At 71.5% G+C, this 21,358-nt stretch carries 16 protein-coding genes; 2 read left to right on the plus strand and 14 right to left on the minus strand.

The genetic code is table 11. The features are described 5' to 3' along the window. Window positions 1-7 precede the first annotated feature (7 nt). The 3 genes from ACIBSV_RS14860 to ACIBSV_RS14870 all read right to left on the minus strand — a co-directional run bounded on the left by ACIBSV_RS14860 (window position 8) and on the right by ACIBSV_RS14870 (window position 3,249). Complete coding sequence (locus ACIBSV_RS14860) at window positions 8-1,057, minus strand: hypothetical protein (RefSeq protein ID WP_395862887.1); 1,050 nt, start codon at window positions 1,055-1,057, stop codon at window positions 8-10. 65 nt (window positions 1,058-1,122) lie between these two features. Then, a complete protein-coding gene (locus ACIBSV_RS14865; RefSeq protein WP_395862889.1) occupies window positions 1,123-1,785 on the minus strand; it encodes a hypothetical protein in 663 nt (220 codons plus the stop codon). A gap of 201 nt (window positions 1,786-1,986) precedes the next feature. Beyond that, on the minus strand, window positions 1,987-3,249 hold the full coding sequence (locus ACIBSV_RS14870) for a glutamate-5-semialdehyde dehydrogenase (RefSeq protein ID WP_395862890.1): 1,263 nt from the start codon (window positions 3,247-3,249) through the stop codon (window positions 1,987-1,989). Window positions 3,250-3,376: 127 nt separating this feature from the next. Between ACIBSV_RS14870 and ACIBSV_RS14875 the strand changes: the two genes are divergently transcribed. Further along, complete coding sequence (locus ACIBSV_RS14875; protein WP_395862892.1) at window positions 3,377-4,927, plus strand: fatty acyl-CoA synthetase; 1,551 nt, start codon at window positions 3,377-3,379, stop codon at window positions 4,925-4,927. 361 nt (window positions 4,928-5,288) lie between these two features. Here the strand turns inward: ACIBSV_RS14875 and ACIBSV_RS14880 are convergent, their stop codons facing one another. The 10 genes from ACIBSV_RS14880 to ACIBSV_RS14925 all read right to left on the minus strand — a co-directional run bounded on the left by ACIBSV_RS14880 (window position 5,289) and on the right by ACIBSV_RS14925 (window position 18,398). Further along, complete coding sequence (locus ACIBSV_RS14880; protein WP_395862894.1) at window positions 5,289-7,028, minus strand: ABC transporter ATP-binding protein; 1,740 nt, start codon at window positions 7,026-7,028, stop codon at window positions 5,289-5,291. Further along, window positions 7,025-8,737: an ABC transporter transmembrane domain-containing protein gene (locus tag ACIBSV_RS14885; RefSeq protein ID WP_395862896.1), complete on the minus strand. Its 1,713-nt coding sequence runs from the start codon at window positions 8,735-8,737 to the stop codon at window positions 7,025-7,027. Before ACIBSV_RS14885 ends, ACIBSV_RS14880 begins: the two co-directional genes overlap by 4 nt. A 151-nt stretch (window positions 8,738-8,888) precedes the next feature. Further along, the gene (locus ACIBSV_RS14890) at window positions 8,889-9,218 is read right to left on the minus strand and encodes a hypothetical protein (RefSeq protein ID WP_395863456.1); all 330 of its coding nucleotides are present in this window, start codon (window positions 9,216-9,218) and stop codon (window positions 8,889-8,891) included. Window positions 9,219-9,335: 117 nt separating this feature from the next. Beyond that, on the minus strand, window positions 9,336-10,439 hold the full coding sequence (gene proB, locus ACIBSV_RS14895) for a glutamate 5-kinase (RefSeq protein WP_395863458.1): 1,104 nt from the start codon (window positions 10,437-10,439) through the stop codon (window positions 9,336-9,338). Between the two features lie 118 nt (window positions 10,440-10,557). Continuing rightward, entirely contained in the window at window positions 10,558-12,000 is a 1,443-nt protein-coding gene (gene obgE, locus ACIBSV_RS14900) for a GTPase ObgE (RefSeq protein ID WP_395862898.1), read from the minus strand. 111 nt (window positions 12,001-12,111) lie between these two features. Next, on the minus strand, window positions 12,112-12,366 hold the full coding sequence (rpmA, locus tag ACIBSV_RS14905) for a 50S ribosomal protein L27 (RefSeq protein WP_020550744.1): 255 nt from the start codon (window positions 12,364-12,366) through the stop codon (window positions 12,112-12,114). Window positions 12,367-12,377: 11 nt separating this feature from the next. Beyond that, window positions 12,378-12,692: a 50S ribosomal protein L21 gene (gene rplU, locus ACIBSV_RS14910; RefSeq protein ID WP_380029162.1), complete on the minus strand. Its 315-nt coding sequence runs from the start codon at window positions 12,690-12,692 to the stop codon at window positions 12,378-12,380. 209 nt (window positions 12,693-12,901) lie between these two features. After that, window positions 12,902-16,432, minus strand: coding sequence for an Rne/Rng family ribonuclease (locus tag ACIBSV_RS14915; RefSeq protein ID WP_395862900.1), 3,531 nt, complete (start codon window positions 16,430-16,432; stop codon window positions 12,902-12,904). Window positions 16,433-16,635: 203 nt separating this feature from the next. After that, window positions 16,636-17,508, minus strand: a complete 873-nt coding sequence (locus ACIBSV_RS14920; RefSeq protein ID WP_395863460.1) for a TIGR03936 family radical SAM-associated protein — start codon at window positions 17,506-17,508, stop codon at window positions 16,636-16,638. 71 nt (window positions 17,509-17,579) lie between these two features. Continuing rightward, complete coding sequence (locus ACIBSV_RS14925; RefSeq protein WP_395862902.1) at window positions 17,580-18,398, minus strand: hypothetical protein; 819 nt, start codon at window positions 18,396-18,398, stop codon at window positions 17,580-17,582. Window positions 18,399-18,674: 276 nt separating this feature from the next. Here ACIBSV_RS14925 and ACIBSV_RS14930 point away from each other — a divergent pair, with 276 nt between their 5' ends. Further along, a complete protein-coding gene (locus ACIBSV_RS14930) occupies window positions 18,675-19,247 on the plus strand; it encodes a hypothetical protein (RefSeq protein WP_395862904.1) in 573 nt (190 codons plus the stop codon). 121 nt (window positions 19,248-19,368) lie between these two features. Here ACIBSV_RS14930 and ACIBSV_RS14935 read toward each other — a convergent pair whose 3' ends face one another. Continuing rightward, complete coding sequence (locus ACIBSV_RS14935; protein WP_395862906.1) at window positions 19,369-21,309, minus strand: TIGR03960 family B12-binding radical SAM protein; 1,941 nt, start codon at window positions 21,307-21,309, stop codon at window positions 19,369-19,371. Between the last annotated feature and the right edge of the window lie 49 nt (window positions 21,310-21,358).

Raw genomic sequence — 21,358 nt, forward strand, 5'->3', positions numbered from 1 at the left:
CCACCCGTCAGGGCAGCCCGAGCAGCCGGGCACATGTGCCGGCGGAGGCCGAGCGGAACGGATCCACCTGCTCGGCCGCCGGCGGCGCGTCGGTCGGCGCCGGACCGGTGAACGAGGGCCGGAACCACAGCGAACCGTCCACGTCGCAACCCTGCGGGCCGGCCACGGTCAGGATCCGCCGCACCTGGAGCAGGCCGTCGCGCAACATCGACGCGTTCAGATGGAAGTCCCACACCCGGTGCAGCACGAAGCGGGTCCACCCCGGGCCGCCGACCTGCGCCACCGCGTAGACGAACACCACGTCGGCGGTGACCACCAGATCCGCGCGCGCGTGTTCGGCGGCGGCGAGCGTGCCCTTGACCCGTATCGGCGCGTCCAGAACCTTGACCGCGGTCGGATCGAATCGGGTGATCCACCCGGTGGGCGCGAACGTGTCGTCGTCGCGCGGGGCGATCAGCGCCGCGCCGAGCTGATCGCGCTGCTCGGCGCGCAGCAGCGGCAGCGCGGCCCACGGCCGACCGCCCGCGAGCACGGTCGGGTCGAGCTGGGTGCCCACCACGAACTCGCGGACCAGGTTCAGGGCCTGGCCCACCCGCGCGGCCGAGAAGTGCGCCGTCGCGCGGGGCTCACCGACCACGATCCCGGCCGCGCCCTGTGCCCAACTCGCTGCCGGGCCGGCCGACATCGGGTCGGCGGGCAGCGGACCCGGCGCGTAACCCACCGGCGGCAGCAGCGCGACCCGATGCAGCACCGCCGGACCGATCTCCAACCGCGGCCCGGGCACGGCGGCCCGCCGGGCGCCCAGAAAGCTCGCGCCGCCGATCACCGACAACACGAGTAACGCACCCAGAGCGCCGCGCAGCGTGCGCACCCGCACGCCGAACACCCGGCGCTGCCGGTGCGGTCGCTTGCCCCCGTGGATCCGCTCGCGTGCCGACGGCTCGTGCAGTCCCGCCGCGCGCACGAAGGTCGCGTCGAAGACGACGGCGCTGAACTCGTCCTCGCCGTCGGGCCCACCCCGGTTCGGGCCTTCGGGGGGCACTCCCCGTCCGGACATACTCCCAGCTTAGGTCGCCCGCGAGCGGGTGCATACGTACCCGGACAAGGGGTTGCGACCGGGGCTCAGCCGGGTCCCGAACGGGCCGCGGCGGGCACCGAGGGAACCGGTGCGGACCCGTCCGCGGCGCCGGAGTCACCGGGCGGAACGGTGATCCGCACCTGCGACGTGTCCTGTCCGGGCAGCGGCGCGAACACCGGGTTGTTGTCCGTCGTCGCGCTCCGGCCCGAGTCCACCGACGGCTGCCGGGGAGCGGTGGGGCCCTGTGAGGATCCGCTGCGGTAGACGGCGGTCACCGCCATCGCCACCACGCCGACGCCCATCAGCAGGGCCAGCACCCAGGCCACGCCGCGCCGCCAGCGTGCGCCCCGCGCCCGGGCCCACGGCTCGCCCGCGAACCAGGTCGGCACGTGCGGCAACATCGGGCCGGGGTCGGAGGAGGAAACGGTGCGGGCCCGCCACGGGTCCTCGCCGTCGGGTGGATACGTCCCGTCGTCGAACCAGTCGGAACGCTCGGCCTGTTCGGCCTTCTTGTCGGTCCGCTCGGGCGCGGCCGGTGTGGGTGTCGGCGCAGGATCGACCGCCGCACCACGCTCGTTCGCCGAGGGCTCGTGTACGCGGGCGGCGCGCACGAACGACTCGTCGAAGACGACGGAGGAGAGCTCGTCCTCCGAGAACTCGGGAAAATCTGGGCCGTCCGGGAACTCTGGCCCTGGTGATTCGGGCACTCCTAGACAGTATTACCGCAGGCACCCCGATGGATACCGAATCATCGGACCGGTCGGCGGCCCGAGGACGATCGAAGTCGCCCCGGGCTGCCGATCCCGGATCGGAAGCGCGTCAGACCGTCGCCGCGGCGAGCACTCGGAAGCGCACACGACCGTCGCCGCCGAGCATTCGGAGTGCCTGTGGCCGTCGCCGGCGAGCACTCAGGAGCGCACGTGGCCGTCGCCGGTGACCACGTACTTCGTGCTGGTCAGCTCGGGCAGGCCCATCGGGCCGCGCGCGTGCAGCTTCTGCGTGGAGATGCCGATCTCCGCGCCGAAGCCGAACTGGCCGCCGTCGGTGAACCGGGTCGACGCGTTGACCATGACCGCGGTCGAGTCGACCAGGCTGACGAACTCGCGGGCCGCGGCCTGCGACGTGGTGACGATCGCCTCGGTGTGCCCGGAGCTGTGCCGGCGGATGTGCGCGACCGCGTCGTGCAGCGAGGGCACCACGGCGGCGGCGATGTCGTACGACAGGTATTCGGTGTCCCAGTCGGCGTCGACGGCGGGCACCACGTCGGCCGAGTACCCCTGCACCGCGGCGTCGCCGTGCACGGTGACGCCGGCGTCCTTGAGGGCGGCCAGCGCGAGCGGCACGAACGCGTCCGCCACGTCCCGGTGCACCAGCAGCGTCTCGGCCGAGTTGCACACGCTGACCCGGTGCGCCTTGGAGTTGACCAGGATGTTCACCGCCATCTCCAGGTCCGTCTGCGCGTCGACGTAGACGTGGCAGTTGCCCACGCCGGTCTCGATCACCGGCACGGTGGAGCCCTCGACCACGGTCCGGATCAGGCCGGCGCCGCCGCGCGGGATCAGCACGTCCACCAGACCGCGCGCGGTCATCAGCTCCTTCACCGAGTCGTGCGTCTCGCCCGGCACCAACTGGATCGCGTCGGCGGGCAGCCCGGCCGCGACGATCGCGTCCCGCATCACCGCGACGATCGCGGTGTTCGACCGGTAGGCGGACGAGGAGCCGCGCAGGAGCACCGCGTTGCCCGACTTCAGGCACAGCGCGGCGCCGTCCACGGTGACGTTGGGGCGGGCCTCGTAGATGATCCCGACCACGCCGAGCGGCACCCGCACCTGGCGCAGTTCGAGACCGTTGGGCAGGGTCGAGCCGCGCAGCACCTCGCCGACCGGATCCGGCAGGCCAACCACGTCGCGTACGTCGGAGGCGATCGCGGCGATCCGCTCGTCGGTCAGGGTCAACCGGTCGATCATCGCCTCACCGGTGCCGTTGGCTCGTGCCCGCTCGACGTCCTCGGTGTTGGCGACCACGATCTCGGCCGAGCGGGCCACGAGCGCGTCGGCGAGCGCGAGCAGCGCGTCGTCCTTGGCCCGGCGGGTCAGTGGCGCGAGGACGGCGGCGGCCTCCCGGGCGCGACGGGCGGTGTCGAGGACTGCGGAGGCTTCGCTGCTGGTCATACCGGCAAGCCTACCTAGGCGCATCGATGATCAACACGAGGATTTCAGCGGTCGAGACGCTTCCGCCCGGCGGCCGTGCCGGACACAATGACGCCTTCACGTGCTGCACAGAGGCAAGGAGCCATCCGTGACCGCTGTACAGGCCCGCCGGCACGGCGTCGCCGACCTGCTCGCGCGCACCGCCGCCCGCCTCCCGCATCGGCTCGCGATCGTGGCGGGCGAGCTGCGCCAAACCTACGCCGAACTCGACGACACCGTCTCGAAGGCCGCCGGCGCGCTCGCCGCGCGCGGCATCGGCAAGGGCGACCGGGTGGTCCTGCTCGCCCGCAACTCGCACGGCTTCGCGGTCGCCTACTTCGCGCTGGCCCGGCTCGGCGCGATCTCGGTCCCGGTCAACTTCATGCTCACCGCGCCCGAGGTCGGCTACGTCCTGGAGCACGCGGGCGCGACCGCCGTCCTGGCCGGCCCCGAGCTGACCGACACCGCCGACGCGGCGTTGGCCGGCCGCGACGCGCTACGCGTGGTGTTCGGCCCGGCGGCCCCGGGCTGGGAACCGTTCGCGGCACTGCTCGCCGAGGGCGGCCCGGTGCCGGAGCTCGAACTGGACGACGACGATCCGGTGCAGATCATGTACACCTCCGGCACCGAGTCCCGCCCCAAGGGCGCGGTGATGACCAGCCGCAATCTGATCGCGCAGTACGCGACCGCGATCATCGACGGCGGGATGGCCGCCGACGACGTGGAGATCCACGCGCTGCCGCTCTACCACTGCGCGCAACTGCACTGCTTCCTGACCCCGGACGTCTACCTCGGCGCGACCTCGATCATCCTGCCCGCGCCGGATCCGGCCACGCTGCTCGCCACCGTCGAAGGCGAGCGGGTGACCAAGCTGTTCTGCCCGCCGACCGTGTGGATCGCGCTGCTGCGACACCCCGACTTCGACACGCGCGACCTGTCCAGTCTGCGCAAGGGCTACTACGGCGCGGCCGCGATGCCGGTCGAGGTGCTGGCGGAACTGCGGCGTCGGCTACCGGAGTTGCGGCTGTACAACTTCTACGGCCAGACCGAGATGTCGCCGGTCGCCACCATCCTGGGCCCGGACGAGCAGGAGCGGAAGGCCGGATCGGCCGGGCGCGCGGGGCTGAACGTGCAGACCATCGTGGTCGACGAGCAGGACCGGCCGGTGCCGCCCGGCGAGGTCGGCGAGATCGTGCACCGGGGCCCGCACACCATGCTGGGCTACTGGAACGACCCCGAGCGCACCGCCGAGGCATTCCGCGGCGGCTGGTTCCACAGCGGCGACCTCGGTGTACTCGACGACGAGGGCTACCTCACGGTCGTCGACCGCAAAAAGGACATGGTCAAGACCGGCGGCGAAAACGTGGCGGGCCGCGAAGTGGAAGAAACCATCCACACCCACCCCGCCGTAGCCGAAGCCGCGGTCTTCGGCGTCCCGCACCCCTACTGGATCGAAGCCGTAACCGCCGTAGTAGTCCCCCGCCCCGGCGAAGCAATCACCCAAGACCAGGTAATCAACCACTGCAAAGCCCACCTCGCAGGCTTCAAGGTCCCCAAATACGTAGTAATCGCCGATTCCCTCCCCAAAAACCCAAGCGGCAAAATCCTCAAACGCCAACTCCGCGAACAACACGCGACCCTGTCCACCACCACCCCCTGACCCTCCCAGCCCTCCAGCCCGGCCGGCGCTTGAGGCCACTCAGCCCGTGCGGCGCATGAGCACACCAGCCCGGCCGGCGTTTGAGGCCACTCAGCCCGGCCGGCGTTTGAGGCCAAATAGCCCGGCCGGCGCTTGAGGCCAAATAGCCCGGCCGGCGCTTGAGGCCACTCAGCCCGGCCGGCGCTCGAGGCCACTCAGCCCGTGCGGCGCTTGAGCACACCAGCCCGGCCGGCGTTTGAGACCACTCAGCCCGGCCGGCGTTTGAGGCCAAATAGCCCGGCCGGCGCTTGAGGCCAACCTCAGCCCGTGCGGCGCTTGAGCACACCAGCCCGGCCGGCGCTTGAGGCCAACCCAAACCGGCTCACCCATGCCAAGACCGCCAAAGCGCAGCATACGCACCGTCCGCCGCGATCAACTCCCGGTGACTCCCCAGCTCCGTGATCCGCCCGCCCTCCACCACCGCAACCCGGTCCGCGTCATGCGCCGTATACAACCGGTGCGCGATGGCAATCACCGTCCGCCCCGAGATCACCGCGCCCAACGACCGCTCCAGGTGCCGCGCCGCCCGAGGATCGATCAGCGAGGTCGCCTCATCCAGCACCAACGTGTGCGGATCGGCCAACACCAACCGGGCCAGCGCCAACTGTTGCGCCTGCGGCGCGGTCAACTCGTGCCCCTTCGGCCCGACTTCGGTGTCCACACCGGCCGGCAACCCCGCCACCCAGTCCGCGTCGACCGCACGCAACGCGGCCACCACCTCGTCGTCGGAGGCGGTCTCCCGGGCCAACAGCAGGTTGTCCCGCAACGTGCCCCGGAAGACGTGGTGCTCCTGCGTCACCAACGCGACCCGGCCGCGCAGTTCGTCCAGCGGCAGGCCCACCAGCGGCACCCCGCCCACCCGCACGTCGCCGGAGGTCGGCGCGTTGACCCCGGCCAACAACCGCCCCAGCGTGGATTTCCCGGCCCCGCTGGGCCCCACCACCGCGATCCGCTCGCCCGGCTCGATGGTCAGGTCGATCCCGTGCAGCACCTCACGGCCCGCCGAGTACGCGAACCGCACGTCGCGCGCGGTCAGCGTCTCGTCCACCGGCTTCGTTTCGGTGGGTTCGCGATCCGAGGGCACGTCCGCCACGCCCAGCAGCCGGGCCAGCGAGGCCGCCGAGATCTGCACCTCGTCCAGCCAGTTCAGCAACTCGTCCATCGGGCCGATGATCAGTTGCACGTACAACACCGCGGTCGCCACCTCGCCGAGCGAGGCCCACCCGTGCAGGTACGCCCAGCCGCCGAAGGCCGTGGTGGCCACCACCGGCAACACGTAGCCGAAGTCGACCGCCGGGAACCAGATCGTGCGCAACCACAGCGTGTACCGCTCGGCCGCGTACGCCTGCGCGACGTCCTCGTCACCACGCCGCCGGCGCCGGTCGGCCAGCCGCAGCGCCTCGACCGTGCGCGCGCCCTCGACCGTCTCCGCGAGCGAGTCGGTCACCTGCGCCCACGCCGCGTTCTCGCGCAGGTAGCCGGCCGGCGCGCGGCGCAGGTACCAGTACGTGACCGGGATCAGCAGCGGCACCGTGATCAGCAGCGGCAGCACCAGCAGCGGGTTGAGCAGCAACAACCCCACCAGGGTCAGCACGATCGTCACCACCGCGACCAGCACCGACGGCACCGCCCGCCGCGCGGACCGCGACATCGCGGCCACGTCCCGGTTGGCCCGCCCGAGCAGGTCACCGGAGCCGGCCCGCTCGACGGTGGACAGCGGCAGGTCCAGGATCCGGTCCACGAACTCCTCGCGGACCTGCGCGAGCAGCCCCTCGCCGAGCCGCGCCGCGGCCACCGCGGCCTGCCGCACGATCAGGGCCTGGAGCAACAGCGCGCCCGCTATGCCCAGGCCCAGCAGGTCGATCGTGCGGGTCGGGCTGTCCGCGCGGACCTTCTCGATCAACACCCCGAGCAGCCGGGGCGCGACCAGACCGGCCACCGCGGCGAGCGCGTAGAACAGCACGGTCAGGATCAGATCCCGACGCCGCTCGCGCAGCAGCCGCACCGCGTGCCGGCCCACCTCGGCGGCCGGCGCGATCGGCAGCAGTTCCCGCGCGCTCACGCGTCCTCCAACTCTTCGTCGTCGACCCGGGTGACCAGTGCGGCGTACCTCGGTTCGCCGGCCAGCAGTTCACGATGCGGACCGACCGCCATGACCTTCCCGTCCTCGATGTAGGCGACCTCGTCCAGCGTGTCCAGGACGAGCGGGCTGGTGGTCGCGACCACCGTGGTGCGACCGCGGCGATGGGCGGCGAGCCGGTCCGCGATCCGCGCCTCGGTGTGCGCGTCCACCGCGCTGGTCGGCTCGATCAACACCAGCGTCTGCGGATCCGCGACCAACGCCCGCACCAGCCGCAGGCGTTGCACCTGGCCGCCGGAGAACTCCCGGCCGCGCGCCGCGATCTCGGTGTCCAACCCCTCATCCAGCGCGTCGATCACATCCTCGGCGCAGGCCACCCGCACCGCCGCCGCCAGATCACCCGTTTCGCCGTCACCCGGCGTCAGTTCGCGGCGCAGCGGCCCGGAGAACAGGCCCGCGTCGTGGTGCGCGACCAGGATCCGCGCACGCACGTCGGCGAGCGCGAGGTCGGCCAGCGGCACGTTGCCGTAGAGCACGTCGGCGTCCTCGTAGCGGCCGAGCCGATCGGCGAGCGCGGGCGCGTCCTGCGGGTCCTCGCAGGCGATGCCCAGCAGCGTGCCGGGCCGGACCACCAGGCCCGAGCGCCGGTCCACCAGGTCGCCGGGCGGCGGCCACGCGGCGGGTTCGGCGGCGTCGTTCACGCCCGGTTCCAGGGCCAGCACGCGAGTGACCCGCCGGGCCGCGACGTGGCCGCGCACGATCCGGTCGGCGGCCTCGGTGAGGGTGGAGAGCGGCACGGTCAGGAACGCCGCGTAGCCGTAGAAGGACACCATCTGACCGACCGTCAGTCGCCCGTCCAGCGCGAACCGGGCGGCCAGCCAGGTGCCGAACGCGACGAAGAAGCCGGGTACCAGGAACTGCGCCGCCTCCAGCAGGGATTCGACCCGGGCGGTACGCACGCCGGCCACCCGCAACTGTTGCGACTCGCGCCGGTAGCGGGCGCCGAAGGTGCGCTCGCCGCCGATCCCGCGCAGCACCCGCAGGCCGGAGGCGATGTCCACGGCCCGATCGGCCAGGCCGGTCTGCAACTCGCGGTAGTCGTTCTGGCGTCGGTGCAGCGGACGCAGCAGCAGCGAGACCAGGCCCATCAGCAGCGGCACGCCGATCAGCACGAGCAGGCCCAGCGGCACCGACATGTTCAGCAGCACCACCGCGACCACGCCGAGCGTGACGACCGACGCGCAGCCGCGGGCGGTGATGTCCAGCATCGATCCGATCGCGTCCACGTCCGAGGTGCCCACGCCGACCACCTCGCCGGAGGCGATCCGGCGTTGGAGCGCGGCACCGAGCCGGGACGCGTGCCGGGTCACCAGTTGGATCGTGCGAAACGCGCCGTCCAGGAAGTTGGCGACCGCGTTGCGGTGGCGCATGATCCCGGTGAAGCCGATCAGGACCGCGATGCCCAACAGCGCGCCGGACCACCCGAGCAGTCCCCGCTCGTCGCGCTCCTCGATCGCGTCGATCGCACGGCCGACCGCGGCGGGCATCAGCGCCTGCGCGACCATCCACACCGACGCCCACAGGATGCCCATGGCGATCGTCCGGCGACAACGAGCGGCGAGCCAGATCAGGAATCGGCCCGCCGACCGGATATCGGGATCGCCGGGGTCGGCGACGGGAAACGTACGCATTGTCCCGCGACGCTAACGCGCGAGAGTTTTTCGGGCCACGCATTATTCGCCGACACCCACGCCGACACGCGGCCCGCAACGGCCCGCAATCGGCCCGCGACAAGACCCGGTCGCACCGCCGGGCGCAGGCCGAACGCGGCCGGTGTCGGCGCTAGAAGGGCTGCACCCGGCCCGGTTGCACCGGCAGCGGAGCCGGCGCGCCGGCCCGCGTCTGGTACGTCGGGCGGTCCACCACCTCCAGGCCGATCAGCTCCCAGGGCGGCAGCCCCGCGCTCTGTCGATGCTCGCCCCACAGCCGCATCGCGATCGCCGCCGCGTCGTGCAGGTTGGGCGCCTCCTCCCAGTACCGCACCTCCGCGTGGTCGGCCGCGTAGCGTCCGGCGAGCAGGAACGGGTGCTCGTGGGCGAGCCGTTCCAGCGCCCGCCGCACGTCCTCGGGATCACCCGGCTTGCCGGCGAGGGTGAGCGTGATGTGCCACATGCGGCCCGCGCCGTCGTCGGCCTCCGCCCTCGTGTTGGGCTGTCCCCAGGGGCGGTCCCCACGCTCCGGCACGGCCGGCCTCCCGTCGGCGAGCTGCTGATCTTCCGTGGTCGTCGCTCAGCGGCGCAGCAGCACCAGATCGTCGCGGTGGACGACCTCGCGCTCGTAGGCCGGACCCAACTCCCGGGCCAACTCTCGGGTCGATCGCCCGAACAGGCCCGGCAGTTCCTTCGCATCAAAGTTGACCAGTCCGCGGGCCACGATGTGACCGTTTTCGTCAACCAGGTCCACCGGATCGCCGGCGACGAAACCGCCCTGGACACCGGTGATCCCGGCGGGCAGCAGCGAGCTGCGCCGCTCGACGACGGCCCGCACCGCACCGGGGTCGAGGGTGAGGCGACCGCGCGCGGTGCTCGCGTGGGCCAGCCACAGCAGTCGGTCGGCGGTGCGAACTCCGGTGCGGTGGAAGAGCGTTCCGGTGTCCTTGCCGGCCAGCGCGTCGGATGCGAAACGGGCCGCGGTGAGCACCACGGGGATGCCCGCCGAGGTCGCGATACCCGCCGCCTCGACCTTGGTCACCATGCCGCCGGTGCCCACGCCGGCCTTGCCGGCCTTGCCGATCTCGATGCCCTCGAGATCCTCGGGGCCGTGCACGAACGGAACCCGCGAGGAGGTCGACTTGGCCGGGTCGCCGTCGTAGAGCCCGTCCACGTCGGAGAGCAGCACGAGCAGATCGGCGTGCACGACGTGGGCGACCAGCGCGGCGAGTCGGTCGTTGTCGCCGAACCGGATCTCCTCGGTGGCCACCGTGTCGTTCTCGTTGACCACCGGCACCGCGCCCATCGCCAGCAGCTTGTCCAGCGTGTTGTAGGCGTTGCGGTAGTGCGCGCGCCGGGTGACGTCGTCGACGGTCAGCAACACCTGGCCCACCCGCAGGCCGTAGCGCGCGAACGACGCGGTGTAGCGGGCCACCAGCAGTCCCTGTCCCACGCTCGCGGCGGCCTGCTGGGTGGCCAGGTCGCGTGGTCGGCGGGCCAGTCCGAGCGGGGCCAACCCGGCGGCGATCGCGCCGGAGGAGACCAGGACGACCTGGACCCCCTCGGCCCGCTTGGCCGCTATCACGTCCACGAGGGCGTCGACGCGATCCGCGTCCAGGCCCCCCTGGGCGGTCGTCAACGAAGACGAACCGACCTTGACCACGATGCGGCGCGCGGAGGTCACGTCCTCGCGCGCCGCGCCGGCCCCAGTGAGCACTTCAGGCCCTGCCTTCCCCGTTCGAAAGCATCCGGAATCACCCGGAATCTTCAGGAATCACCATCATCCGAGGAGCGCCCGCCGGTCACGAGTCCGAGAACGGGTCGAACTCCTCGTACTGCGTCTCGATCGCCTCGCGCTCGCGGCGCCGGTCCACCGCCGGGCGGTGGGTCTGCAGGCGGTGGTCCTCGCCGCGTCGGCCCAGCATCTCCGCGCCGGCCGCCACGGTGGGCTCCCAGTCGAAGACCACGCCGGTGACGTCGTCGCCGATGACGACCTCGGCACCGGGGACGGCCCCGGCCGACCACAGCGCCTCCTCGACGCCGAGTCGGGCGAGCCGGTCGGCGAGGTAGCCCACCGCCTCGTCGTTGCTGAAGTCGGTCTGGCGCACCCAGCGTTCGGGCTTGGCCCCGCGCACGATGAAGGCCTCGTCGCGCCGCGTGACGGTGAAGCCGCTGTCGTCGACCGCGGTCGGCCGCAGCACGATCCGGGTGGCCTCCGGCGCCGGCGCGGCGTCGCGCGCGCCCTGCACCTGCGCGGCCATCGCGAAGGACAACTCGCGCAGGCCCGCCCGGCTGACCGCGGAGACCGCGAACACCTGGAGCCCGCGCCCCTCCAGCTCGGCTTTGACCATGTCTGCGAGGTCGTTGCCGTCGGGCACGTCGATCTTGTTCAGCGCGACCATCCGCGGCCGGTCCTCCAAGCCGCCGTACGCCTTCAGCTCGGCCTCGATGGTGTCGAGGTCGCTGATCGGGTCGCGGCCGGGCTCCAGCGTCGCGCAGTCCAGCACGTGGACGAGCGCCTTGCAGCGCTCGACGTGCCGCAGGAACTCCAGGCCCAGTCCCTTGCCCTCGCTCGCGCCGGGGATCAGCCCGGGCACGTCGGCGACGGTGTAGACCACGTCGCCGGCGGTGACCACGCCCAGGTTCGGCACCAGGGTGGTGAACGGGTAGTCGGCGATCTTGGGGCGTGCGGCGCTGAGCGTGGCGATCAGCGAGGACTTGCCGGCGCTCGGGTAACCCACGAGCGCGACGTCCGCGACGGTCTTGAGTTCCAGGACGAAGTCGCCGGCCTCGCCGGGCTCGCCGAGCAGCGCGAAGCCGGGGGCCTTGCGGCGCGGAGAGGCCAGCGCCGCGTTGCCCAGGCCGCCGCGACCGCCCTGGGCGATCACGTAGCTGGCGCCGTTGCCGACCAGGTCCTCGACGAATTCCTCGTCGCCGTTGGGGAGCAGTCGCTTGACCACGGTGCCGTCCGGCACGGGCAGGATCACGTCGGCGCCGTTGGGACCGGTGCGGTTGGCGCCGGCGCCGGGCTTGCCGTTGGTGGCCTTGCGGTGCGGGTGGTGGTGGTACTCGAGCAGTGTGGTGGTGTTGGCGTCCACGACCAGCGTGACATCGCCGCCCCGCCCGCCGTTCCCACCGTCGGGGCCGCCGAGCGGCTTGAACTTCTCCCGGTGGACGGAGGCCACGCCGTGGCCCCCGTTACCCGCCGCGACATGCAGCACGACGCGGTCGACGAAGGTCGTCACGTGGATTCCTCCTCGGCTCCCCGAGCGGGGAGCGAAACACTGTGGACAAACAACCGAGGGCGGACCGCATGGGGTCCGCCCTCGGGTGTCAAAGCGAATGCCGCGGCGTGATTATTCCGCCGGGACGATGTTCACGACGCGACGACCGCGCGCGGTACCGAACTGCACGGCGCCGGCCGACAGCGCGAACAGCGTGTCGTCGCCACCGCGACCGACGTTGGTGCCGGGGTGGAAGTGCGTACCACGCTGGCGGACGATGATCTCGCCGGCGTTGACGACCTGGCCGCCGAAGCGCTTGACGCCGAGGCGCTGAGCGTTCGAGTCACGGCCGTTCCGGGTGGAAGATGCACCCTTCTTGTGTGCCATGTCGCTTCTCCCTACTTCCCGGAGTTGATGCCGGTGATCTTAAGCTGGGTGTGCTGCTGGCGGTGACCCATGCGCTTGCGGTAACCGGTCTTGTTCTTGTACTTCAGAATGTCGATCTTCTTGCCCTTGGTGTGATCGACGACCTCGGCCGTCACCTTCACACCCGCGAGGACCCACGGGTCACTCGTCACGGCTTCACCGTCTACGACGAGGATGGCCTGAAGCTCAACTGCCGTGCCCGCCGCACCGCGAATGCGGTCGACCTGGACGACGTCACCGACGGCAACCTTGTGCTGCCTGCCACCGGCGCGAACGATCGCGTACACCGTGGATCTCTCTCTCTGCAGGGTCCGAGCCCCTGAAGCCAGCCACACCGAACAGAAATCGGGGGCCTCCTCCGAAGCTTGCGATCCGGAGGGTGGTTGCTCAGGAGCCTGTGCCTAAGCACACCAAGGGCAAAGGTTACAGGATGCCCGGGGGCGAAGGCCAAACGGGTCCGTCCCGGGGTTGGACCCCGGGGCGGACCCGTCGTGACTCAGCTTCCGCTCGCCGCCGAAACCGGTTCGGCGCCGTCCACGGCACCCTCCGGCGGACCGGCGGGCCGGGTCGCCCGCCGCGACGTCTTGCGCGGCTTGGCGGCGGCCTTGGCGGGCTTGGCCGGCTCGACCTCGGCGGGGGCCTCGGCGGCCTGCGCCTTGGCCTTGGCCGCGGCCTTCGTGGCCCTGGTCGCCTTCGCGGCCGGCTCCGGCGTCGGCTCGGCGACCGGCTGTTCGGCCGGCGCCTCGCTCGCCGCGGCCTCGGCGGCGACCTTCTTGGCCGACTTCCGAGGCGTCTTCGCGGCGGCGGTCTTCTTCGCCGGCGCGGTCTTGGCCGCGGCCTTCTTGGCGACCGTCTTCTTGGCGGCGGTCTTGCGCACCCGCTTGGCCGGCGCGGGGGCCTCCTCGGCCTCCTCGACGGCCTCGGCCGCCTCCACCACGTCGACCTCGACCGGCTCGGCCTCGATCACCGGCGCCTCGGCCTCGACCTCGGTGGTCGGCTCGGCCTCGACCGGCGGGGCCGGCTCCGGCTCGACGACAACCTCGGCGGCTTCGGCGGTCTCCACGGCCTCGATCGCCTCGGCGACCTCGACCGGCTCGATCGAACCGAGTTCCGCGACCTCGGGCAGTTCGGTGTCCACCGCGACGTCGTCGAGTTCCGGGCCGTCCAGGTCGATCGACTCGTCGGTGTCGACGATCTCGGTGATCGGACCGCTGCCGTTCTTGTCGGCGTTGCCGCCCTTGTTGCGCTTGCGCCGCCCGGAACCGGCGGAGGCACCGTTGCCGTTGCCGCCGTGGCTGTGGCCGCTGTTGCCGTGCCCCTTGGTCTCCGGCGCGTCCATGTGCACGATCACGCCGCGCCCGTTGCACCGCTCGCAGTTCTCCGAGAAGGCCTCGAGCAGACCCTGGCCGACCCGCTTGCGGGTCATCTGGACCAGGCCGAGCGAGGTCACCTCGGCGACCTGGTGCTTGGTCCGGTCCCGGCCCAGGCACTCCATCAGGCGCCGCAGCACGAGGTCGCGGTTGCCCTCCAGGACCATGTCGATGAAGTCGACGACGATGATCCCGCCGAGGTCGCGCAACCGGAGCTGGCGGACGATCTCCTCGGCCGCCTCCAGGTTGTTGCGGGTGACGGTCTCCTCGAGGTTGCCGCCCTGACCGGTGAACTTCCCGGTGTTGACGTCGACCACGACCATCGCCTCGGTGCGGTCGATCACCAGCGAGCCGCCGCTGGGCAGCCAGACCTTGCGGTCCAGCGCCTTCATCAGCTGCTCGTCGATGCGGTACGTCGCGAAGACGTCCACCTCGCTGGTCCACCGCGACAACCGCGGGGCCAGGTCGGGGGCCACGTGGCCGACGTAGTCGTGGACGACGTCCCACGCCTCGTCGCCCGAGACGATCAGCTTGGAGAAGTCCTCGTTGAAGATGTCGCGGATGACCCGAACCGTCATGTCCGGCTCGCCGTACAGCAGCGAGGGCGAACTGGTCGTGATCATCTTGGACTTCTTCTTGATCTCTTCCCACTGCGCCTGCAGCCGCGTCACGTCGCGGGTCAGGTCCTCCTCGGTCGCGCCCTCGGCGGCGGTGCGCACGATGACGCCCGCGTTCTCCGGCACGATCTTCTTGAGGATGGTCTTCAGCCGCGCCCGCTCGGTGTCCGGGAGCTTGCGGCTGATCCCGGTCATGGTGCCCTCGGGCACGTAGACCAGGTACCGACCGGGCAGCGAGACCTGGCTGGTCAGCCGGGCGCCCTTGTGGCCGATCGGGTCCTTGGTGACCTGTACCAGGACCGACTGGCCGGGCTTGAGCACGGCCTCGATCCGGCGCGGGCCGCTGAAGCCCGCCGCCTCGAAGTTGACCTCGCCGGCGTACAGCACCGCGTTGCGGCCCTTGCCGATGTCGACGAAGGCGGCCTCCATCGACGGCAGCACGTTCTGGACCTTGCCCAGGTAGACGTTGCCGACGTACGAGGTGGCCTGCTCCTTGTTGACGTAGTGCTCGACGAGCACGTCGTCCTCGAGCACGCCGATCTGGGTGCGCTCGCCGTTCTGCCGGACGACCATCACCCGCTCGACCGCCTCGCGGCGGGCCAGGAACTCCGACTCGGTGATGATCGGCACCCGCCGACGGCCCTGCTCGCGCCCCTCGCGGCGGCGCTGCTTCTTGGCCTCCAGGCGGGTCGAGCCCTTGACGCCCTGCACCTCGTCGGTCGGGCTCTCGCTGAGCGCCTCACGCTTGCGCGGCTCGCGCACCTTGACCACGGTGCGCTCGGGGTCGTCCTGCGGCTCGGCCGCGACGTCGTCGGCCGCACCGTCACGACGGCGGCGCCGACGCCGACGCCGGCTGCTCGTGGTCGCCCCGGGGTCGCCCGGCTCGTCGGTGTCCTCGTCGTCGTCGGGACCGTCGCCGACGCCCTCGGCCTGCTGCTCGCCGTCCTCGTCGGAGCCGCCGTCCTCGGCACCGTCGTCACCGCGACCGCGGCGACGACGACCACCGCGCCGACGGCGACGGGTCGGGCGATCGCCCTCGGTGTCGTCCTCGTGCGCTTCGGAGCCCTCCGGCTCCTGCGCGGCCTCGGGCTGCTCGGTCGCGGTGACCGCGCGGCCCACGTGCCGCTCCTGCTCGTCCTGGTAGCGCGAGTCCTGCGGCTCGGCCTCGGCCGCCGTGTGCACCTCGTCCACCGGCAGCGCACGGCGTCGGCGACGCCGACCACGCGGCTCGTCCGACTCGGTGCGGGTCTCGGTCTCGGGCTCGGCGGCGGCGGGCGCCGGGGCCGGGGTCGGCTCGGCCGCGCGCTGGGGCTCGGCGAAGACGGCCGCCTGCGGGGCCTGGAACAGCGGCTGGAACACCGGCGGCGGCGCCTTGCGACCACTGCGGGTCCGCGGCTCGGGTGCGGCCTCGGGCTCCGGCTCGGGCGCGGCCTCGACAACCGGCTCGGCCTCGGCGACGGGGGTCTCCTCGATCGCCTCGGCGGCGGGCACCGCCCGCTTGCGGGTACGCCGGGTACGCCGCGGTGCCTCCTCGGCCGGCTCGGCCTCGGTCTCCGGCTGCCCGGACTCGGCCCGGGCCGGCTCGGGAGCGGGCTCGGGCACGACCTCGTCCGGGGTCGCCTCGGGAGCGACCGCCGCCCGCTTGCGGGTACGCCGGACTCGCCGGGGTGCCTCCTCGGGCTCCGGCTCGACCTCGGCCGGCGCGGCCTCGGCGGCCTCCGCCGGTGCGGCCGCGGCCTCGGCCGTGTCGGTCACCGGCGCGGTCACCCGCTTGCGGGTGCGCCGCGCACGTCGCGGGGCCTCCGGCTCGGGCTCGGGTTCGGGTTCGACCACCGCGGCCTCCTCGGCCTCCGGCTCCTCCTCGTCGGAGGGCTCGGCAACCTCGGGTGTCACGGCAGCCGGAACCGGCGCAGCCTCGGCAGAGGGCACGCTCGGCGGTCCTGCGGGTCGACTGGCGGCCCTGCGACGGCGGCGGGGTGCCGGCGTCGTGGCCGTGTCGTCCTTCGTGCTGTTGTCGTTGTCGGAAGTACCGGAGTTCACAACCCCGGGTGTACCTGATGTCTCAGGCGTGTCGTTGGGCTCGGTGTCGAGCATGCGGGTCTGTCTCCCGTCACGCTTCCGGGCGCTCCAACGCAGGGCGCCGCGCGGAAGCTTCTCTCTCACTCGCCGGTCCCGGCCTTGCGGCCGTGACCGGGCGATAAGTCTGTCGGAAATTCAAGCCTTGGGCCTCGTGTACCCGGTCGTCACCGATTCGAGGCTTCGACGACGGGTTCTGCACCGCCCTGCGGGCCGGTCCGGAGTACCTCGTCCCCCTGTGAGGTGTGCTCCACCGCCGATGCTGCTGCGCGGTCGGGCGCGAGCGGGTCGGTCACCGAATCGGTCGCGGCGTCGAGCGGCCCCTGCGCCAGGCGGGTGACCGCGGCGGCGGTGGGCGTAACAAGTTCGGCGACCATGCGAAGACCGGACAGAACGTCGTCGGGTCGAACGGCGGGTGTGGTGTGCCGGACAACCAGTCGCAGTATCGCACAAGGTGCGGCACTACCCGCATCGACACCCGGGTGACCTGCGTCGTTCCCGTCGGGGGTGGTGACGGTCAGCGCGATCACCGCCTCTCGGGCGTCGAATGTGCGCATTCCGTTCTTGCTCATCCGCTGGACCTCGACGGTCTCCGCGGCCAGGAACACGCCGACCGCCCGCTCGGCCTCCTCGTGGGTGACCCCGGCGAGAAGCAGCTCCCAGACCGACGCCTCGAGGCGTTCGGGCAGGTTGCCGCCGTGTGCCTCGACGATCTCGAGCACGTCGAGACCGCTCGGCAGCGATGCGTCGAGCAGGTCTCGCAGTCGCGCCGGGTCACAGTGCGTGGCCACGCCGATCTCGAGGTACTCGGCCTCGCTGGCGACGCCGGTGGGCGCCGCTCCCGCGTAGGACACCTTGGGGTGGGGGGTGAAACCGGCGGAGTAGGCCATCGGCACTTCCGCCCGACGCAGGGCCCGCTCGAACGCGCGCTGGAAATCCCGGTGGCTGGTGAACCGGAGGCGGCCGCGCTTGGTGTACCGGAGGCGCAGTCGCTGGACCGTCGGCGCGGGCGGCGGTCCCTCGGGCGTACGTCGTGCCAGTTTCGCTCAGTCCTTGGCTCAAGTGGGTGGGCAGAAGTCGATCCAAGCGTACGGCCATCGGACGGGTCGGGTCAGCGGCCCCCGATTCCCATGGCCCGCAGCACCTCCCCGGTGGCCCGGCCGATCGGCCGCAGGATGGTGCGGCCGACCCAGCGCAGCGGTGCCACGACGACGAATCGCCACACGGCGCGGATGGCCCTGCCGATCGGCGTGAGCACGTTGCGCCACGCCCAGGACACCGGCAGTACCACCAGGTGGTGCCAGACCACGGCGATGCCGCGACCGATCGGGACCAGTACGGCCCGCCACAACCACGACAGCGGCCGGACGATCAGGAAGTTCAGGACGGCGGTGGACACTTCCCACGCGAACCGCAGCGCCTGCAGCGTCACGCGTCCGACCGGACGCAGCACGTACCGCCACAGCCACGTCGCGGGCTTGAGCAGCACGTACCTGAACAGGAAGACGAGTGGGCGGATCAGCAGGTGGGTCACCAGCCACGCGATCGCGTTGCCGATCGGAACCAGGATGTAGCGGCCGACGAAGCTGAGCACCGGGTACAGGAACCAGTCCCACAGCAGAATCTTCAGACCCTTGAGGATCGGCCGCAGGAACCAGGTCCAGAACAGGAACTTGATCCCCCTGCCGATCAGTCGCAACAACTCCCACAGCAGCCGCAGCGGGACCACGATGATCAGCGCGATGATCCGGGCCGGCCAGCGGACCACCGCGTACAGGCACCCCTCGCCCGGTTCGGGGCCGCCGGCGGTGCGCGTGCCTTCGGCGCGCTGCTGCCACGTCGGTTCGGGCCCGCTCGGCGGCCCCGGCCGGTGATTGCTCGTCGACGGCGTCCACGGCGCCGGTTCCGGTTGCTCCCCGTTTGCATTCACCCGGGAAGATTAGTGGCCCTGCCACCGACAAGGAGCCGGGACCACCATTGCTGCCTCGTGTGACCATGCGACTACCCGACGGCGCGCACCGACGGCCCGGCCCGACCGCGCGTCGACCCGCGCCGCCGCCTAGGTGCACTCGGCGCCGCCGACGAGGCAGGCGAACCCGACTGCGCCCGAAGGGCTGGGCAGCTTCCGTCGGTTGGTGCAGGGTGTAGGCCGGAAGGGTCCCGCACTCTTGCGACGACTTCGTAAAGGCGGTGCACAGTGGCAAAGATGAATGAAATCGGAACAATCGCCTATGAATTGAAGAAACTGTTCCGCAGCAAGCTCACCCAAGGGCCGGTCGGAGCGTCACCGGCGAAGGAGACCGATGGCGAGGCTCCGACCCCCGCACCCGACCCACTGCGATACATGCCCAAGGAGCAGAGGCGGCGCGCCGCCAGGGACAACCAGCAGCGGTTTCCCCCGAATTCCGTAGCGAGGCCGGGCGTGGGAAAGGACACCAAGAAGCGCGAGCCAAAGGATCTCGAGAAGCCCGGACCCCCAGCACGCGCGGTGTCGGATTCCGAAGCGACAAAAGCGTTCGGGGAGAGCCTCCGCGCGGACGTCGCCGCCTTCCGGGACAAGGAATTGCTCGGGAAGAAGCCCGCCCCCCGGGCCAAGGCGCCAGACGTCGACAAGTCGTTGGCGAAGAGCGCGGCAACGGGTTTCGTACCCGCCGCGGGTGGCGGAGCGTCCGGCCGTTCGTCCGCCGCCGTGGAGGTCAACCGCCACGAACCGTCACGCACCCTCGGCGTGAGCAGGGTCGGCGCCGGGGCGGAGCTGAAGCAGAACCTCGAAAAGTAACGCGGCATCCGGCACCGCCTCGCCCGCCGCGGCGCCCCGCACGGAAACGAAAAGCGGCCGGACTCGTCGTCCGACCGCCTGTTCGTTCCGAGCCCCGGAGGGCCCGCGCCTCATCCCGGTGCTAGCCCTGCGCGGCCGGTTGCTTGACCGACAGCGGCAGCAACTTCTGGCCCGTGGGGCCGATTTGGATCTCCGTGCCCATTTGCGGACATACGCCGCAGTCGAAGCAAGGGCTCCAGCGGCAGTCGTCGACCTCGGTTTCGTCGAGGGCGTCCTGCCAGTCCTCCCACAGCCAGTCCTTGTCCAGGCCGGAGTCGAGGTGGTCCCACGGGAGCACCTCGTTCCACTCGCGTTCGCGGGTGGTGTACCAGTTCAGGTCCACCGGCTCGTCGGCCAGCGCCTTGTCGGCGCAGCGCACCCAGCGGTCGTAGCTGAAGTGTTCGCTCCAGCCGTCGAATCGGCCGCCGTCCTCCCAGACCGCGCGGATGATCCGGCCCACCCGGCGGTCGCCGCGCGAGAGCAGGCCCTCGATCGCGCCCGGCTTGCCGTCGTGGTAGCGGAAGCCGATCGACTTGCCGTACTGCCGGTCCGCGCGGATCGCGTCGCGCAGCTTGTGCAGTCGCGCGTCGGTGGCTGCGGGGTCGAGCTGCGGGGCCCACTGGAACGGGGTGTGCGGCTTGGGCACGAACCCGCCGATCGACACCGTGCAGCGGATGTCCCGGCTCCCGGAGACCTCGCGGCCCTTCTGGATGACCTTCTTGGCCATGTCCGCGATCTGCAGCACGTCCTCGTCGGTCTCGGTGGGCAGGCCGACCATGAAGTAGAGCTTCACTTGGCGCCAGCCGTTGCCGTACGCGGTGGCGACCGTGCGGATGAGGTCCTCCTCGGACACCATCTTGTTGATCACCTTGCGCAGCCGCTCACTGCCGCCCTCGGGGGCGAAGGTCAGACCCGAGCGGCGACCGTTGCGGGTCAGCTCGTTGGCCAGGTCGATGTTGAACGCGTCCACCCGGGTGGACGGCAGCGACAGGCCGATCTTGTCGTCGGTGTAGCGGTCCGCGAGGCCCTTGGCCACCTCGGCGATCTCGGTGTGGTCGGCGGAGGACAACGACAGCAGGCCGACCTCCTCGAAGCCGGTCGCCTTCAGGCCCTTGTCGACCATCTCGCCGATGCCCTTGATGCTGCGCTCGCGCACCGGCCGGGTGATCATGCCGGCCTGGCAGAACCGGCAACCGCGGGTGCAGCCGCGGAAGATCTCCACCGACATGCGCTCGTGCACGGTCTCGGCGAGCGGGACCAGCGGCTGCTTGGGGTAGGGCCACTCGTCGAGGTCCATCACGGTGTGCTTGGACACCCGCCACGGCACGCCCGAGCGGTTCGGCGCGACCCGCTGGATCCGGCCGTCGTCGAGGTAGTCCACGTCGTAGAAGCGCGGCACGTAGACGTTGCCGGTGACCGCGAGGCGGAACAGCAGTTCGTCCCGACCGCCCGGGCGGCCCTCGGCCTTCCAGGCCCGGATGATGTCGGTGATCTGGAGTACGGCCTGCTCGCCGTCGCCGACCACGGCGCAGTCGATGAAGTCCGCGATCGGCTCGGGGTTGAACGCGGCGTGTCCGCCGGCGAGCACGATCGGGTGGTCCTCGGTGCGGTCCTTGGCCTCGATCGGGATCCCGGCCAGGTCGAGCGCGTTGAGCATGTTCGTGTAGCCCAGCTCGGTGGAGAAGCTCAGCCCGAACACGTCGAACGCGCCGACGGGCCGGTGGCCGTCCACGGTGAACTGCGGCACGTCGTGCTCGCGCATCAGCTTTTCCAGGTCGCCCCACACCGCGTAGGTACGCTCCGCGAGCACGTCGGCGACCTCGTTGAGAACCTCGTACAGGATCATCACGCCCTGGTTGGGCAGGCCGACCTCGTACGCGTCCGGGTACATCAGGGCCCAGCGGACCGTGCACGCGTCCCAGTCCTTGACGGTCGAGTTGAGCTCGCCACCGACGTACTGGATGGGCTTCTGCACCTGGGGCAGAAGCGGCTCCAGACGCGGGAACAGGGACTCGACGGGCATGGCGGTCCTTCCGATGGGGCTGGGAGGGGGATCGACCTCCCAGCCTAAC

The organism is Embleya sp. NPDC050154 (assembly GCF_044460165.1).
Classification (GTDB): domain Bacteria; phylum Actinomycetota; class Actinomycetes; order Streptomycetales; family Streptomycetaceae; genus Embleya.

Coding starts and splice junctions, on each gene's coding strand:
- ACIBSV_RS14860 (WP_395862887.1), bottom strand. CDS start 1,057: ATGTCCGGACGGGGAGTGCCCCCCGAAGGCCCGAACCGGGGTGGGCCC.
- ACIBSV_RS14870 (WP_395862890.1), bottom strand. CDS start 3,249: ATGACCAGCAGCGAAGCCTCCGCAGTCCTCGACACCGCCCGTCGCGCC.
- ACIBSV_RS14885 (WP_395862896.1), bottom strand. CDS start 8,737: ATGCGTACGTTTCCCGTCGCCGACCCCGGCGATCCCGATATCCGGTCG.
- ACIBSV_RS14890 (WP_395863456.1), bottom strand. CDS start 9,218: ATGTGGCACATCACGCTCACCCTCGCCGGCAAGCCGGGTGATCCCGAG.
- rpmA (WP_020550744.1), bottom strand. CDS start 12,366: ATGGCACACAAGAAGGGTGCATCTTCCACCCGGAACGGCCGTGACTCG.
- ACIBSV_RS14930 (WP_395862904.1), top strand. CDS start 18,675: ATGAATGAAATCGGAACAATCGCCTATGAATTGAAGAAACTGTTCCGC.
- ACIBSV_RS14935 (WP_395862906.1), bottom strand. CDS start 21,309: ATGCCCGTCGAGTCCCTGTTCCCGCGTCTGGAGCCGCTTCTGCCCCAG.